14 protein-coding genes are annotated in these 15,386 nt (G+C 53.5%); all 14 read left to right on the plus strand.

Annotated elements, in window-relative coordinates:
• Positions 1-249: 249 nt before the first annotated feature.
• The 14 genes from G3T16_RS11145 to G3T16_RS11210 all read left to right on the plus strand — a co-directional run bounded on the left by G3T16_RS11145 (position 250) and on the right by G3T16_RS11210 (position 15,374).
• The gene (locus tag G3T16_RS11145) at positions 250-1,260 is read left to right on the plus strand and encodes an amidohydrolase family protein (protein ID WP_163495332.1); all 1,011 of its coding nucleotides are present in this window, start codon (positions 250-252) and stop codon (positions 1,258-1,260) included.
• A gap of 16 nt (positions 1,261-1,276) precedes the next feature.
• Positions 1,277-1,609: a NifU family protein gene (locus tag G3T16_RS11150; RefSeq protein WP_163495333.1), complete on the plus strand. Its 333-nt coding sequence runs from the start codon at positions 1,277-1,279 to the stop codon at positions 1,607-1,609.
• A complete protein-coding gene (locus G3T16_RS11155; RefSeq protein WP_197911647.1) occupies positions 1,606-2,058 on the plus strand; it encodes a GlcG/HbpS family heme-binding protein in 453 nt (150 codons plus the stop codon). Before G3T16_RS11150 ends, G3T16_RS11155 begins: the two co-directional genes overlap by 4 nt.
• Positions 2,059-2,195: 137 nt before the next feature.
• On the plus strand, positions 2,196-2,411 hold the full coding sequence (locus G3T16_RS11160) for a hypothetical protein (RefSeq protein ID WP_163495334.1): 216 nt from the start codon (positions 2,196-2,198) through the stop codon (positions 2,409-2,411).
• Positions 2,412-2,429: 18 nt separating this feature from the next.
• The gene (locus G3T16_RS11165; RefSeq protein WP_163495335.1) at positions 2,430-3,527 is read left to right on the plus strand and encodes an amidohydrolase family protein; all 1,098 of its coding nucleotides are present in this window, start codon (positions 2,430-2,432) and stop codon (positions 3,525-3,527) included.
• A complete protein-coding gene (locus G3T16_RS11170; protein WP_163495336.1) occupies positions 3,524-3,991 on the plus strand; it encodes a metal-sulfur cluster assembly factor in 468 nt (155 codons plus the stop codon). Before G3T16_RS11165 ends, G3T16_RS11170 begins: the two co-directional genes overlap by 4 nt.
• Positions 3,992-4,539: 548 nt before the next feature.
• Entirely contained in the window at positions 4,540-5,550 is a 1,011-nt protein-coding gene (locus G3T16_RS11175) for an amidohydrolase family protein (protein WP_163495332.1), read from the plus strand.
• Positions 5,551-5,708: 158 nt separating this feature from the next.
• Entirely contained in the window at positions 5,709-7,970 is a 2,262-nt protein-coding gene (locus tag G3T16_RS11180; protein WP_163495337.1) for a TonB-dependent receptor, read from the plus strand.
• Positions 7,971-8,075: 105 nt separating this feature from the next.
• Positions 8,076-9,368 (plus strand): sulfite dehydrogenase, encoded by a 1,293-nt coding sequence (soxC, locus tag G3T16_RS11185; RefSeq protein WP_163495338.1) that lies wholly within the window; start codon positions 8,076-8,078, stop codon positions 9,366-9,368.
• 16 nt (positions 9,369-9,384) lie between these two features.
• On the plus strand, positions 9,385-9,969 hold the full coding sequence (locus G3T16_RS11190; protein WP_269473298.1) for a c-type cytochrome: 585 nt from the start codon (positions 9,385-9,387) through the stop codon (positions 9,967-9,969).
• 52 nt (positions 9,970-10,021) lie between these two features.
• Entirely contained in the window at positions 10,022-10,696 is a 675-nt protein-coding gene (locus G3T16_RS11195; RefSeq protein WP_163495340.1) for a glutathione S-transferase family protein, read from the plus strand.
• A 69-nt stretch (positions 10,697-10,765) separates the two neighbouring features.
• Positions 10,766-12,562 carry a flavin-containing monooxygenase gene (locus G3T16_RS11200; protein ID WP_163495341.1) on the plus strand — a complete coding sequence of 599 codons (1,797 nt, stop codon included), beginning with the start codon at positions 10,766-10,768 and terminating at the stop codon, positions 12,560-12,562.
• A gap of 551 nt (positions 12,563-13,113) precedes the next feature.
• On the plus strand, positions 13,114-13,590 hold the full coding sequence (locus G3T16_RS11205; RefSeq protein WP_163495342.1) for a TonB-dependent receptor plug domain-containing protein: 477 nt from the start codon (positions 13,114-13,116) through the stop codon (positions 13,588-13,590).
• Positions 13,557-15,374, plus strand: coding sequence for a TonB-dependent receptor (locus G3T16_RS11210; RefSeq protein ID WP_163495343.1), 1,818 nt, complete (start codon positions 13,557-13,559; stop codon positions 15,372-15,374). The genes G3T16_RS11205 and G3T16_RS11210 overlap by 34 nt, the downstream gene beginning before the upstream one ends.
• Positions 15,375-15,386 lie beyond the last annotated feature (12 nt).

Genomic DNA, 15,386 nt, shown 5'->3' on the forward strand with positions numbered 1-15,386 from the left:
TTACGGAATATACGACATAAGCGGCTTGACATCCCAGCCAAATCTTCACTATTGTACACAATTAACGGAGGCTGTGATGCGGCGCCCCGTCCGGAGCCATCAGGTGGCCGGGAGGTATGCTGTCTCAGCACCACGACGAGGTCAGAAACGACTGGCTTGAAGACGGTGGCGACTGACACCTCCGATCTTTTGGCCGAAGCTTGCGGACCAGCCTATAAGACAGGCCCAGTAGGGCAAGAAGGAACAACTATGAAAGACGGCATGTTTGTGTTCGACCAGGTGGTTCACATGTATGACAACCGCCCCAGCAACCTGGGCAAGAACGGTGACAAGGTCGTTCAGAGCCTGATCGGCATGGGCCAGCTTTTTTCGACCCCCGAGCTTCCCGCGAATGATCACTTCGTCGATGAGCAATTGAGCCTCGAGGAGGCACATCGGATCCTTTTTGAGGAGTCGGACACCGACATCGCGATGGCGCAGACCGTCCCGTTGTTCGGCTGGTGGAAGGACGGTTTCTCGCCGGCCCAGCGTCAGCACGCTCTGCAAGAGGCCTATCCGGAGAAGGTGGTCTTTTGTGGCGGCGTTGATCCGCAGTATCAGGGTCTTGATGGAGCCCGGCGCGAGATGGAGCGTCAAGTCCGGGAATGGGGGGCGGTGAGCTTCAAGTTCTACCAGGCTCACGAGAACTCGCTCAGTTGGAGAATCGATGACCGCAAGATCGCCTATCCCCTGTGGGAGAAGGCGCTGGAGCTGGGGATCACGAACGTGCAGTTCCACAAGGGAGTGCCGTTCGGAACTGAGCGCATGGAGCACATGAATCCGACGGACATGCAGCAGGCCGCCTTCGACTTTCCGGAGCTGACTTTCATCATTCACCATCTGGGGGACCCGTACATTGACGAGAGCATCAGTCTCGCGGCACGCAACCCGAACATCTGGATGTCGCTGTCGGCATGGATCAACGTGTACCCCATCATGCCGCGAGAGGCTTTGAAACGCCTCGGCAAGGCCCTGATGTACGTCGGCCCGGAGCGACTGCTGTGGGGCACAGAGGCGTTCGTGTGGCCCAACGTGCAGGGCTACATTGACCTCTTTGCGAACCTCGAGATGCCTGAGGATCTCATGGACGGTTACGGGTTTCCCCAGATCACCCGCGAGATGAAGCGCGCGATCTTTGGCGAGAACTACGCCCGCCTCCTGAAAATGGACGTCGGCGAGGTGCTCAAGACCCGGTACGGAAGCGATGACCGCTATGAGTAACCCGGAGAGCCCAGGGATGAGCCTCTCGGACGCGCAGCTCAAGGAGGCAGTTGAGCTCGTCCTGGTCGAGCATGTCGATCGCTTCTTGGACTCACACGGCGGTGCCGTGCACGTCAAGAGCGTCCATAACGGTGAGGTCGAACTTGGCTTCGACGGTGCTTGCCGCAGTTGCCCGGCCGTTTCAGCGACATTTTACAGCACGATTCTTCCTGCCATTCAGAAGGTCCCAGCGGTCAAGCACGTCAAGACACCCAATGTGAACATCTCGGCCGCCGCCGTGTCTCGGATCATCGAGCTCACGCGACGCCGACCGACCGGCTCCAACTCGACAAGGGAGAAGTCCGTATGAGTGAGCAGATGATCGACGCCCCGCAGAGCATACCCCAGGCCACGGTCTCGAGCGCCCTCGCGAGGTCACTAATCACGGCTGCCATCGACTATGCAACGACGAAGGGGCAACCCTTCGTAGTCGCCGTGGCCGACTCATCCGGCGTCTTGAAGTCGTATGACCGTATGGACGGTGCCCCGCTGCTGTCGGTCGACATTGCGCAGAACAAGGCCTACACGGCAGCAGCTTTTAGTATCGCCACACACGTGTGGCACGACTTCATCAAGGACGACGCCCCTCTGCGCATGGGGATTGTGCACACGCCACGGCTGGTGACGTTTGGTGGTGGCTACCCGATCAAGGTGAACGGAACGGTAGTCGGTGGGATCGGTGTCTCCGGCGGTCACTACAGCGACGACATGGAGATCGCCCTCGCGGCCCTGCAGGCCTGCGGACTGCCGGGTGATTGAGCAACAACAGCACGACTTCCCTCGCGCGGTCCGTACTTGTAGCGCTTCGCGCCGCCCCACCTTTGGCTACTGATCTGGGAAATAGCGCAATGGAAGTCACTTGCCAAAGTAGAGGTGTTCGTGCAGAACCTCGCGGGGTGCAGCTCAAGCGACAGCGACTCCAGCAGCTCACCATCGGTGGGCTCACAGGAGTCAGTGATATCCGACTAGCTCGCTGCGATCCCGAAGATGATCAACGCCGGAAAGAATGGATTTCCGTGGCGGCGGCCATCATCTTACTCTCCTTCGACCTCGCCCAACAGACGCCCGGTTCGGACTTCCACATCGACTCCGGCGTAAACCTGTACGGCTAATCGCGGGGAGGGTAAACCATGTACAAGGGACATTTCGTGATCGATGCGGTCGGTCACACCTACGACTTCAGCGCCGACAACCGGAAGGCTGATGTACCAATCGAGGCATACAACGGCTTCATAGCATGGCTGCACGGCTACGGCCACGTGCCACTGGAGAAGACCTCAGACGGATACCTGCTGACGCTGGATGAGTGGGCCGGCGGATGGACCACGAAGGAGCTTCTCGACACGTTCTTTGTCGAGAGCGGTGTCGACATGGTCGCCATGCACGCCGTGAACTTCTATAACCTATTCAAGCGCGGTGCGAACCCTTGGGAACAATGCCTCGCAGTGAAAGAGGCAGCTCCGGATCGTGTCCTGCTCTATGCTGCCGTAGACCCGTTGTCCGATCGCATGGCTGAGTTCGAGAAGATGGCCGAAGCTGCCGAGCGAGGCATCAACGGTTTCAAGTTCTACCCCGTGAGTGGTTTGATTGACGCGCGCAACCATGCGATCAGTTACTCGTTCGCCGACGACGCCATCTATCCGTACTTCGAGTTCGCCCGGTCCCTTGGTGTCAAACACATGGCGATCCACAAGGCAGTGCCCACTGGCCCTGGGCCCAACAAGCACGACAGGCCCGACGATGTGGCCGCTGTCGCGGCCTCCTTTCCGGATATGACCTTTGAGGTCGTTCACTCCGGCTGGGCATTCCTTGAGGACTGTGCAGTACAGATGACGCTCAATCCGAATGTCTTCGCAAACCTCGAGACGACTGCTAACACCATCGTCAAAATGCCGCGGCGGTTCGCGCGGGCGGTTGGAACATTGCTTGCAGTAGCCCCCGATCGAGTTCTGTTTGGATCGGGAGCACCACTTACTCATCCCCAGCCTATCATCGAGGCCATCGCCGACTTCAAGATGCCGGCCGATCTCGTGGACGAAGGATTCCCCGAATTCACCGACGAGGTGAAGGCCAACTTGCTGGGACTCAACATGGCACGCCTGCACGACATCGACGTTGCGGTCGCCCAGAGCACGATTCAGGATGACGAATGGTCGGAAACGCGCCGTGTCTACGAGGCCGAGGGCCGTCCACCTTGGGCAAGAAAACGTCGGAGGATCACGGGTTGAACGAAACGCTCGGTGACGCCGTCATTGATGCGCTCGATCGTGTCATCGATCCGTGCAGCCTGGGGCGAGGAGTCCCGGCCGGACTGGAAGCCATGGGTATGGTCAAGCGGGTAGAGACGGACGAGGCGAAGCGGTTGGTCTCCGTGACGCTACAGCTCACTTCTCCCGCATGTCACTTCCAGAGTTGGTTCTTTGAGCGCGTGCGGGAGGAGGTGCTTTCTATTCCCGGAGTGGAGGAATGCTCGGTGTCATTCAGCAAAGACTTCGATTGGTCGGACGACTCGATGAGTCCTGCCCTCAAGGAGCGGCTAAGCCAACGTCGTCGTCACCAGCTGGAGTTAACAACAATGCAATCGCAAGATAACCCGCTCGGTGGCAGCGTGGCGCGCCGGTGCGCGCCCATTTCGCCATGTGAGCATGAAACTATCCCCTTGGCCGCGTCGGCGGCCAAAGTTGACTCGTGAACATTCTCGGCGCGTTGCCTTCTGGCTAGCCTCGCGATTTGCGGCGGGCTCCAAGTCGTAGCGAAGCTTCAAGTGCGTCAATCGTCAAGTACTGACTCGGCCGCCGTCCACGATTTCGCGGACACTGAAATGCAAAATATTGGCATAGCACGGAATCGGCATGCCGTCGTTGCCGCTCACATGCCCCATACGACGTTGTTCAAGATGGCGGTTGCAATGGACAAGCCGTGCCGCTCGCCCCATCCATGTTCACTTCCCGCCCGCCTATTTCTACTCTCTCTCAGAGATTGTATGCGATTGGCTGAATATGCGGCATATACGGCTTGACATCCCAGTCGAATCTTCACTATTGTACACAATTAACGGAGGCTGTGATGCGGCGCCCCTGTCCGGAGCCATCAGATGGCCGGGAGGTATGCTGTCTCAGCACCAGGACGAGGTCAGAGGCGACTGGCTCGAAGACGGTGGCGACTGACACATCCGATCTTCTGGCCGAAGCTTGCGGACCAGCCTATAAGACAGGCCCAGTAGGGCAAGAAGGAACAACTATGAAAGACGGCATGTTTGTGTTCGACCAGGTGGTTCACATGTATGACAACCGCCCCAGCAACCTGGGCAAGAACGGTGACAAGGTCGTTCAGAGCCTGATCGGCATGGGCCAGCTTTTTTCGACCCCCGAGCTTCCCGCGAATGATCACTTCGTCGATGAGCAATTGAGCCTCGAGGAGGCACATCGGATCCTTTTTGAGGAGTCGGACACCGACATCGCGATGGCGCAGACCGTCCCGTTGTTCGGCTGGTGGAAGGACGGTTTCTCGCCGGCCCAGCGTCAGCACGCTCTGCAAGAGGCCTATCCGGAGAAGGTGGTCTTTTGTGGCGGCGTTGATCCGCAGTATCAGGGTCTTGATGGAGCCCGGCGCGAGATGGAGCGTCAAGTCCGGGAATGGGGGGCGGTGAGCTTCAAGTTCTACCAGGCTCACGAGAACTCGCTCAGTTGGAGAATCGATGACCGCAAGATCGCCTATCCCCTGTGGGAGAAGGCGCTGGAGCTGGGGATCACGAACGTGCAGTTCCACAAGGGAGTGCCGTTCGGAACTGAGCGCATGGAGCACATGAATCCGACGGACATGCAGCAGGCCGCCTTCGACTTTCCGGAGCTGACTTTCATCATTCACCATCTGGGGGACCCGTACATTGACGAGAGCATCAGTCTCGCGGCACGCAACCCGAACATCTGGATGTCGCTGTCGGCATGGATCAACGTGTACCCCATCATGCCGCGAGAGGCTTTGAAACGCCTCGGCAAGGCCCTGATGTACGTCGGCCCGGAGCGACTGCTGTGGGGCACAGAGGCGTTCGTGTGGCCCAACGTGCAGGGCTACATTGACCTCTTTGCGAACCTCGAGATGCCTGAGGATCTCATGGACGGTTACGGGTTTCCCCAGATCACCCGCGAGATGAAGCGCGCGATCTTTGGCGAGAACTACGCCCGCCTCCTGAAAATGGACGTCGGCGAGGTGCTCAAGACCCGGTACGGAAGCGATGACCGCTATGAGTAACCCGGAGAGCCCAGGGATGAGCCTCTCGGACGCGCAGCTCAAGGAGGCAGTTGAGCTCGTCCTGGTCGAGCATGTCGATCGCTTTCTGGGCTTAGGATTTTCGAAGAATAAATTCGAAAAAGCCTTTTAGAATAATCACTCACGAAATGAGAACTCACATGGTGGCGATACTAATGCTGTTACGCGAAAAAATAACTCCGTATATCTTAAGCCTTCTTCTTCTATCGATTAGTGCCACGGTTTCGTCGCAGACCATCGAAAGAGCAGGTGCAATCGAAGAAATAGTTGTAACGGCACAAAAACGAGAACAGCGACTTTTAGATGTGCCTGTCTCTGTAACTGTGCTTTCAGGAGAGAATCTCTATGATATGCGACTTCAGGAACCCATAGATCTGGCACGACACACCCCAGGGCTTACCGTAACAGGCCCCCAAGGTACGATCTTCTCGATTCGGGGTGTCGGGCTCAATGACTTTTCACCTAATAATAATCCCGGTACAAGTGTTTATTTTGACCAGGTCGTAGTCCCGTTTCATCCGATGACGGATGTTCAAATGTTCGACCTTGAAAGAGTTGAAGTTCTGAGGGGCCCTCAGGGCACTTTATATGGCCGAAATAATACCGGGGGAGCTATAAACTTTATAAGCCGAAAGCCCTCAGAAGATCTTGAAGGTTTCGCCAGCCTTGGTTACGGAAACTATGATACCTTTGAGTTTGAGGGAGCACTTGGTGGGCCGTTAACTGAAACGCTTACAGGCAGGCTTTCGTTTACTACAAAACACCGTACAGACGGTTATCAATACAACCGGTTTCTCAATGAGGACCATGGTGAATTGGATCGAAGCGCGGCAAGGCTGCAACTATTGTGGACGCCGAACGAGGATTTTGATCTGTTATTCAATTGGCATGGTGGTACCGAGGATTCTGATGCTTCTTTATATGAACATGGTCCTTTTGTTGATCGCGTAACTGGAGCCGCTCCCTGCGCTTCAAAAGTTGCAGGAAATCACGATCCGATAAATTGTATAGATAGGTATGGGTATTCAGACCCCGACGGCGACCCCTTTACATCCGATCACGATTGCAAATACGGATGTTATAAAAAACGTGACACATGGGGCTCGTCCGTAACTATCAATTTCGCTTTGCCGCGCGTGATCTTGACTTCGATAACGGGTTACATGACTTACGATTCAGACATAAACACCGATAATGATGCTACCCCCACTGTAGGTGTTGATGTCACGGTTAAAGAAGAAGCGGACTCATGGTCACAGGAGATCCGCTTTGCTTCAGACGAATCCTGGCCCGTTGACTGGATCGCTGGCCTTTATTATACCGATGATCAATTTGACGGTATACAGATTGCAGACACAAAGGATTACCCGGATTTGAACGACCTGTTATACACAGAATTTGTGCAGGAAACTGAGTCTTATGCAGGTTTCGGCCGGATCGAGGTGCCCCTCAATGAGGAATGGTCGGTCTTTGGTGGTATCAGGTATACCGATGAAACCAAGAAATTTGTAGGGGGCTCATCAGTAACGAACCCGTATGGCAACAGTGTATTTGCATCACTTTTTCCGCCAGGCGCAGACACATTGCAACTGACTTATGCTGATAGCGAAATCAGTGAAAAGGAATGGACAGGTGAAATTGGCGCGAACTGGAAGCCGCATGATAACTGGATGCTCTATGCAAAATGGAGCACAGGATTCAAAAGTGGCGGTTACAACGGCGTGTTCACCGGAAACAATGCCGCGCTTGAACCATTTGGCAAAGAGGTGCTTGACGCTGTAGAGACTGGATTCAAGGCTCAGATACTGGATGGAAGAATGCAGTTTAATTCGTCATTCTACTATTATGATTACCAGGATTTTCAGGCATTTCGTTTTGAGTTGGACAGCGGAGTTCCCTTATCACTTTTGTCTAATGCTGGTGATATGAAGATGTTCGGGATTGAATCAGAAGTGCTATGGGCTCCTGCAGACGGTTTGGTGCTCGCTGGGGGGCTTAGCTGGGTCGATGCAGAGGTAGCTAAAGACGCGCCAGGTTCCAGTTTGAAGGGGAATACTCCCGCAAATACTCCTGAGTGGTCTATTAACGGCAGTATCGACTATGAGTTTCCCATTGGCTCGACTGGGCTGAACGGTTTTACGCACGTGGACTTCTCATGGCAAGATGATACGAACTTCACAATTACAAACACACCTATATTCAAGCAGGAACCGTTCTGGCTAATGAACGTTCGTTTAGGAGTCAGGTCACCCGATCAGAAATACGAATTGGCATTCTGGGTTGAAAATCTGATGGACGAAGAATATCTGGTGGATATCCTTGATGCCCAGAACGGAACTGCTGATCTACGTACGTACGCTCTGCCGCGTACTTATGGTTTGACAGCTCGATATAAATGGTAGGAGGTGCGGCTAGGGAGAGAAGGCCTTCACGGCCTTTCTTTTCCCCCAACAGCTGCAAGCATACCTAGCCGCAAACCGTTAGCACAACCCCTAGGAGGACTACCTATGGATAGCGAAAAGACTAACAGTCGGAGACAGTTTCTGGCAAAGGGGGCTGCCTTCACCGGGCTAGCCCTGCCTTTTGGAGCGGCAAAAGCTCAATTTGGGGCGGAAATGGAAGGACTTCACCCCCGGAGATACGATGTAGTCAACGCGACGGATGAAAGGGGATTCAGTCTCGCTTATGGCTCACGTGCCAAGTTCGAAACACCACAGCGTATCGCGTCAACAACAGCGAATGGCGCAGTCTTGGGTGCATATACACCGCTCCAGGATTTGGACGGGATCATCACGCCATCATCGCTTCATTTCATAGCGCTCCATTATGCTGACGCTCCTCCGATAATTGATCCTCGAGAGCATCGCCTCCTCATCCATGGTCTGGTGGACCGACCTTTGGAATTTACGGTAGACGAGGTGAAGAAATTTCCTTCCGTAAACCGAGTTCATTTTCTGGAATGCGCTGGAAACAGCGCCCCTTTGTTTCATGAGGATGCGCGGACAGCCCAGACAATTCATGGCTGGACCAGTTGCAGCATGTGGAGTGGAGTGTTGTTGTCCACATTGTTGCAGCAAGCTGGTGTTCAAAAAAAGGCACGTTGGATTCTAGCGGAAGGAGCGGATGGGGCTAAGCACACATTCAGCATCCCGCTGGAGAAGGCTATGGATGACTGTATAGTGGCATACGGACAGAATGGAGAGGCAGTCCGCCCCGAACAGGGTTATCCTTTGAGGCTTATAGTCCCAGGCTTTATAGGAGTTGCCAACGTAAAATACCTGAGGCGACTCAAGCTGGTAGATGAACCACATATGACCCGTTGGGAAACTACCGGCTACGTTACGGCGCGTCCGAATCTGCGTGGAAAGGCACTGTGGTTCGATCACGAGTGGGGGCCTAAATCGGTGATCACCCGTCCCTCCGGCGGGCAGCGGCTCGAGGCCCCCGGATACCACCAGATTACTGGCTTGGCGTGGTCGGGTGCGGGCTCTGTTCGCCGTGTGGAAATCTCCACCAATGGCGGCCGTACATGGAAAGATGCCGAGGTTGAGGGGCCGGCGTATCGGAAAGCACATACCCGGTTTCGCATGGATTGGAGGTGGAAAGGAGGTGGGGCTGAGCTTCAGTCCCGCTGCACTGATGATCTTGGAAACGTTCAACCAACGCAGGCCGAATTGGCACAGCTCATAGGTGCCCCGGGCCCGGAGTGGTTCAAAAAAACCGGCATAATTATCCACGACAATCATATTCAACCATGGAGGGTCGATCGAGATGGGACGGTGCACAATGCGTTACTTTAATCTTTTCGTTCTAGTCATGACTCTGAGTGGTGGTCTTCCTGCGCTGGCAGAGGATCGCCCTTATAGCCGTCTGGGCGCGACTCCCACTCCAGAGAAAATCAAGGCCTGGGACACTGCAATTGGTCCTAAGGGAGAGGAGCTTCCCTCGGGAAGTGGAACGGCCAAGGAGGGAGCGCCAATCTTTGCCGCTCAGTGCGCTATGTGCCATAGAGTTGGTTCGGCGTTAGTAGCATACGAGGACACCCTTTATATGCGAATGACTAGTGCGCTGGTGGGCGGGAGAGAATTGCTCGCCGGTCCTAATCCGATAGTAACGGTAGGGAATTTTTGGCCATATGCGACCGCATTATGGGATTACATCAACCGGGCCATGCCCCAATTTGCGCCGGGCTCGCTCAACCCCGATGAGGTTTACGCGCTGAGTGCCTGGATCCTCTTCAAGAATGGCATCATCGAAGAAGATGAAGTTATGGACGCTCAGAGCCTACCAAAAGTTCGAATGCCGAATCGAGATGGGTTTGTCCCCGGCTCTCCAGATTGGAAGAAGTACAATGAATGCAACCCTAGAGACCCGGAATGTTCCGACAGGCTTATGGAGTAGGTGATCGGTCAGAAGGGTTCAGAATATTTTATCAACAAGTTCAGAGGCATAAATGAAACTCTACAGCTCGATTGGCCCCAACCCCAAAGTGGTACGTATGTTCATGGCCGAGCGCGGCATCAGCATGCCTGTGATGGAAGTCGATACGATGAAAGGGGAAAACCGACGGGAAGCGCACCTGAAACGTAATCCGTTGGGAACATTGCCGACGCTGGAGCTCGATGACGGCACATTCTTGGCCGAAATCCTGCCGATTTGCGAATACCTGGAAGAAAAAAACGGACCATCTGGCGTGATCGGAAGGACACCGGAAGAGCGTGCCGAGACTCGTATGTGGACGCGGCGCATTGACCTGCAGATCGCGGAGCCGTCATGCAACGGGATGCGCTACAGTGAGGGCCTGGAGTATTTTAAGGACCGCATCAGAACCATTCCGCATGCTGCTGCCGATCTCAAGCAACTGGCACAGGATCGGATCACATGGCTTGACGACCAGATGGCGGGCAAACAGTTCGTCTGTGGCGACCGGTTTACGCTGGCCGATATCCTGCTGTTTGCCTTCCTTGAGTTCGGTGCCCGGTTCAATCAGCCCCTGAACCCAGGCAACAACAACATCGTGGCTTGGTACAAGCGCGTTGAGGCGCGACCCAGCGCGTCGATCCAGCAGTTCTCACCCCAGCTACTCTCAATTCTGGACGAACAGAAGATAGCACCTGCCCCCTCATGATTCTTCGTCTACGGGTAAATACATCAGGTTGTACTTCATTTTGATAGCTGCAAGGGACAGGATCGTGCAATGACAGACTCCGTGACACCCGATATTGATTTCGATGCGCTTGAGAAACGGTACACAGAAGAACGCGAGAAACGCCTGCGCGCTGATGGCCTTGGCCAATACCTGTCTCTAAGCGGAACCTTCTCGTCATTCGACGCCGATCCCAACGCACCAACAGCGTTTGAGCGAGAACCGGTAGAGCGGCGCACCGATATTGTGATAATCGGAGGCGGGTATGGCGGGCTCTTGACGGCCGTACAGCTACGCAAACACAACGTCACGGATATCACCATCATAGAGAAGGGCGCTGATTTCGGCGGCACTTGGTATTGGAATCGCTATCCGGGCGTTCGCTGCGACGTCGAGTCCTATATCTACGTTCCGATGTTGGAAGAGACGGGCTTCGTTCCCAGTGAAAAGTACGCGAAGGGCGCGGAGATCTATGAACAGTGCCGCTTGATCGCACGCAAGTTCGATTTGTACCGCGATGCGCTATTCCAAACGATCACAAAAACGCTTGCCTGGAATGAAACGACGCAGCGCTGGCTCGTTCGAACCAATCGCGGCGACACGATTGAGGCTCGCTTTGTAGTATCCGCTACAGGCGTCTATAGCAGCCCGAAATTACCGAAAATCCCCGGAATCGAAGCTTTTGAAGGAGCGAGTTTCCACACCAGCCGATGGGACTATGCATTTACCGGCGGCGATACCGACGGCAATTTGACGGGTCTCAAAGGCAAGAAGGTTGGAGTTATCGGAACGGGATCAACCGGGATACAGTGCGTTCCTCCGGTGGCCGAGTACGCCGATGAACTTTATCTGTTCCAAAGAACACCAGCTTCCGTCGATATCCGCGGAAACCGACCGACAGATATTTCCTGGTTCAAATCGCTGCCGTCCGGCTGGGAGACCGAGCGCGTTATGAACTTCACGCTTTGGACTTCAGGCGTTCCGCAAGTTGAGGATATGATTGATGACAGCATGTCTAACCTGTGCCGGGAGACGGCCGCTCAGGCAGTCGCCAGGTCCGAAGGTGTCGATGAAGACGAATTGAACAAGGCAGAAATCCTTAGAATGGAGAGGGTTCGTCGCCGCGTTGAAGCGATCGTCAAGGACAAGACAACCGCTGAAGCACTCAAGCCCTACTTCCACTATTTCTGCAAACGCCCGGGGTTCAGCGACGACTATCTGCAGGTATTCAATCGACGGAATGTGACGCTAGTCGACACGGGAGGAAATGGCATCGAGAAAGTGACCCCCAGAGGTATTGTCGTCGGCGGTCGTGAGTACGAGCTCGATTGCATCGTCTACGCGACAGGCTTCGATTTCATGACCAGCTTTACGCGGGAATCCGGCCTCTCCATTGTCGGCACAGGGGGCAGATCACTCGAAGAGCATTGGAGTCATGGTGCCAAAACCTTATTTGGTATGCAAACAAACGGTTTTCCCAATCTGTTTTTGCTTTCGATGGTGCAGGCTGGCATGTCTGTAAATTATCGGCATAGCGCCGACGAGCAGTCGAAGTATGTGGCTGATTTGATTTTTCATTGTTTGAAGAACGAGGTCGGCGCCGTTGAGCCGACGGCCGAGGCCGTCGAGGAATGGGTTGGGCTCTGCATGGAGTTGTCGGGGCCGAATCGGAGGTTTCATGAAAAATGCACACCAAGCTACCTGAATTTTGAAGGAAACAGGCCGCCAGAGCTCGAGCTCAATGCTCCGTTTGGCGGCGGTCCGCTCGCGTATTTCGAATATCTGGAGAAGACGAAGGCTGACGGTTTCAAAGGGCTGCTGGAGTTTACCCGCCACGTGGTGAAGTGAGTTCCGTGCAAGACTGTTGCGTCCTCGGCCGCGGAATGCCGGCATAGCACGGAATCGGCATGCGTCGTTGCCGCTCACATGCCCCGTATGACGTTGTTCAAGATGGCGGTTACGATGGACAAGTCGTGCCGCTCGCTCCATCCATGTTCACTTTCTGCCCCGGCCCATTTCTACACATCTCTTACAGATTGCATGCGATCTGCTGAAAATACCACTCAGTCGGCTTGACATCACTGTTGAATCTTCACTATTGTACACAATATGCTGAGGTACGGCGGCCCGTCCGGAGTCATCAGGTGTGGCCGGGAGGTGTGCCGTTTCAGCACCCGGACGAGGTCAGAGACGTCGGCGAGGTGCTCAAGACCTGGTACGGAAGCGACGACCGCTATGAGTAACCCGGAGAGCCCAGAGATGACCTCTCGGAAGCGCAGCTCAAGGAGGCAGTTAAACTCGTCTCGTCCGAGCACGTCGATCGCTTCCTAGACTCACGATTTTCGAAGAATAGATTCGAAAAGACTTTTAGAATAATCACTCACGAAAAGAGAGCTCACATGGTTGCGATACTAGTGCTGTTACGCGGAAAAATAACTCCGTATATCTTAAGCCTTTTTGTTCTATCGATTAGTGCCATGGTTTCGTCCCAGACCATCGAAAGAGCAGGTGCAATTGAAGAAATAGTTGTAACGGCACAAAAACGAGAACAGCGGCTTTTAGATGTGCCTGTCTCTGTAACTGTGCTTTCAGGTGAGAATCTCTATGATATGCGACTTCAAGAACCCGTAGATCTGGCACGTCATACCCCAGGACTTACCATAACAGGCCCCCAGGGTACGATCTTTTCGATTCGGGGTGTCGGTCTCAATGACTTTTCACCTAATAACAATCCCAGTACCAGCGTTTATATTGACCAGGTGGTAGTCCCGTTTCATCCGATGACGGACGTTCAAATGTTCGACCTTGAAAGGGTTGAAGTTCTGAGGGGCCTCAAGGCACTTTGTATGGTCGAAACAATACCGGGGGAGCTGTAAATTTCATCAGCCGAAAGCCGTCAGAAGAAGTTGAAGGTTACGCCAGTTTTGGTTACGGAAAATATAGTACCTTTGAGTTTGAGGGAGCACTTGGTGGGCCGTTAACTGAAACACTTACAGGCAGGCTTTCGTTTACTACCAAACATCGTACAGACGGCTATCAGTACAACCGGTTTCTCAATGAGGACCATGGTGAATTAGATCGAAGTGCAGCAAGGCTGCAACTATTCTGGACACCGAGCGAAAACTTTGATCTCTTATTCAATTGGCATGGCGGTACCGAAGACTCTGACCATCATTTGTATGAACATGGTCCCTATGTTGGTCGCATAACCGGAGCTGTTCCCTGCGCTTCCAAAGTCGCAGGAAATCACGATCCGATAAATTGTGTAGATTCTTATGGGTATTCAGATCCCGATGGCGACCCTTCTACTGCTGATCACGATTGCTCAGGTGGGTGTTATAAAGAACGTGACACATGGGGCTCGTCCGTGACCATCAATTGGAGTTTGCCGCGCGTGACCTTGACTTCTATAACGGGTTATGGGCGCTATAAGACAGACGTAAACGACGATCACGATGCTACCCCCAATGTAGGCTCTGATATCACTGTCATTGAGAAAGCGCACGCATGGTCTCAGGAAACCCGCTTGACTTCAGACGAATCCTGGCCAGTTGACTGGATTGCTGGCATTTATTATAGCGATGATGAATTTGATGGCATACAGATTGCTGATACAAGGGATCTCGTTCCTTTGCATGAGCTGTTATACACAGAGTTTGTGCAGGAAACTGAGTCTTATGCAGCTTTCGGCCGGATCGAAGTGCCTCTCAATGAGCAATGGTCGGCCTTCGGTGGTGTCAGATATACCGATGAAACAAAGGGATTTGTTGGGGGCTCATCAGTAACGAATCCGTATGGTAATAGTATTTATGCATCACTTTTTCCACCAGGCGCAGACATATTGCAACTGACATTTGCTGATAGCGAATTCAGTGAGAAGGAATGGACAGGGGAAATTGGCACAAATTGGAAGCCGCATGATAACTGGATGCTTTATGCAAAATGGAGCAGAGGATTCAAAAGCGGCGGTTTTAATGGAGTCTTCACCCAATCCAATACAGCACTTGAACCTTTTGGTAAAGAAGTGCTTGACGCTGTAGAGACTGGGTTTAAGAGTCAAATACTTGATGGAAAAATGCAGTTTAATTCAGCGTTCTTCTATTATGATTATCAGGATTTCCAGGCGTTTCGTTTTGAGTTGGTTGGCGGAGTTCCGGTATCGATTTTATCGAATGCCGGTGATATGGAGATGTTCGGGATTGAATCGGAAGTATTATGGGCTCCTGCAGACGGTTTGGTAATCGCAGGCGGACTTAGCTGGGTCGATGCAGAAGTAGCTAAAGATGCCCCAGGCTCCAGTCTAAAGGGGAATACTCCCGCAAATACTCCCGAATGGTCTATTAACGGGAGTGTTGCTTATGAGTTTCCAATTAACCCTTTCAGGCTAAATGGTTTTGCTCACGTGGACTTCTCCTGGCAAGACGATACGAACTTCACAATAACAAATACGCCTCTGTTCAGTCAGGAGTCGTTCTGGTTGATGAGCGCTCGTTTAGGAGTCAGGTCACCCGATCAGAAATACGAACTGGCATTCTGGGTTGAAAATTTGATGGACGAACAATATCTTGTGGATTATCTGGATGCTCAGAATGGAACTGCTGATTTACGTACGTACGCGCTCCCGCGTACTTATGGTTTGACAGCTCGATATAGTTGGTAGCAAGTACGTAGG

It is taken from the genome of Kineobactrum salinum, assembly GCF_010669285.1.
GTDB classification, from domain to species: Bacteria; Pseudomonadota; Gammaproteobacteria; order Pseudomonadales; family Halieaceae; genus Kineobactrum; species Kineobactrum salinum.

Coding starts and splice junctions, on each gene's coding strand:
- G3T16_RS11145 (WP_163495332.1), top strand. CDS start 250: ATGAAAGACGGCATGTTTGTGTTCGACCAGGTGGTTCACATGTATGAC.
- G3T16_RS11150 (WP_163495333.1), top strand. CDS start 1,277: ATGAGCCTCTCGGACGCGCAGCTCAAGGAGGCAGTTGAGCTCGTCCTG.
- G3T16_RS11155 (WP_197911647.1), top strand. CDS start 1,606: ATGAGTGAGCAGATGATCGACGCCCCGCAGAGCATACCCCAGGCCACG.
- G3T16_RS11165 (WP_163495335.1), top strand. CDS start 2,430: ATGTACAAGGGACATTTCGTGATCGATGCGGTCGGTCACACCTACGAC.
- G3T16_RS11175 (WP_163495332.1), top strand. CDS start 4,540: ATGAAAGACGGCATGTTTGTGTTCGACCAGGTGGTTCACATGTATGAC.
- G3T16_RS11180 (WP_163495337.1), top strand. CDS start 5,709: ATGGTGGCGATACTAATGCTGTTACGCGAAAAAATAACTCCGTATATC.
- soxC (WP_163495338.1), top strand. CDS start 8,076: ATGGATAGCGAAAAGACTAACAGTCGGAGACAGTTTCTGGCAAAGGGG.
- G3T16_RS11190 (WP_269473298.1), top strand. CDS start 9,385: ATGACTCTGAGTGGTGGTCTTCCTGCGCTGGCAGAGGATCGCCCTTAT.
- G3T16_RS11195 (WP_163495340.1), top strand. CDS start 10,022: ATGAAACTCTACAGCTCGATTGGCCCCAACCCCAAAGTGGTACGTATG.
- G3T16_RS11200 (WP_163495341.1), top strand. CDS start 10,766: ATGACAGACTCCGTGACACCCGATATTGATTTCGATGCGCTTGAGAAA.
- G3T16_RS11205 (WP_163495342.1), top strand. CDS start 13,114: ATGGTTGCGATACTAGTGCTGTTACGCGGAAAAATAACTCCGTATATC.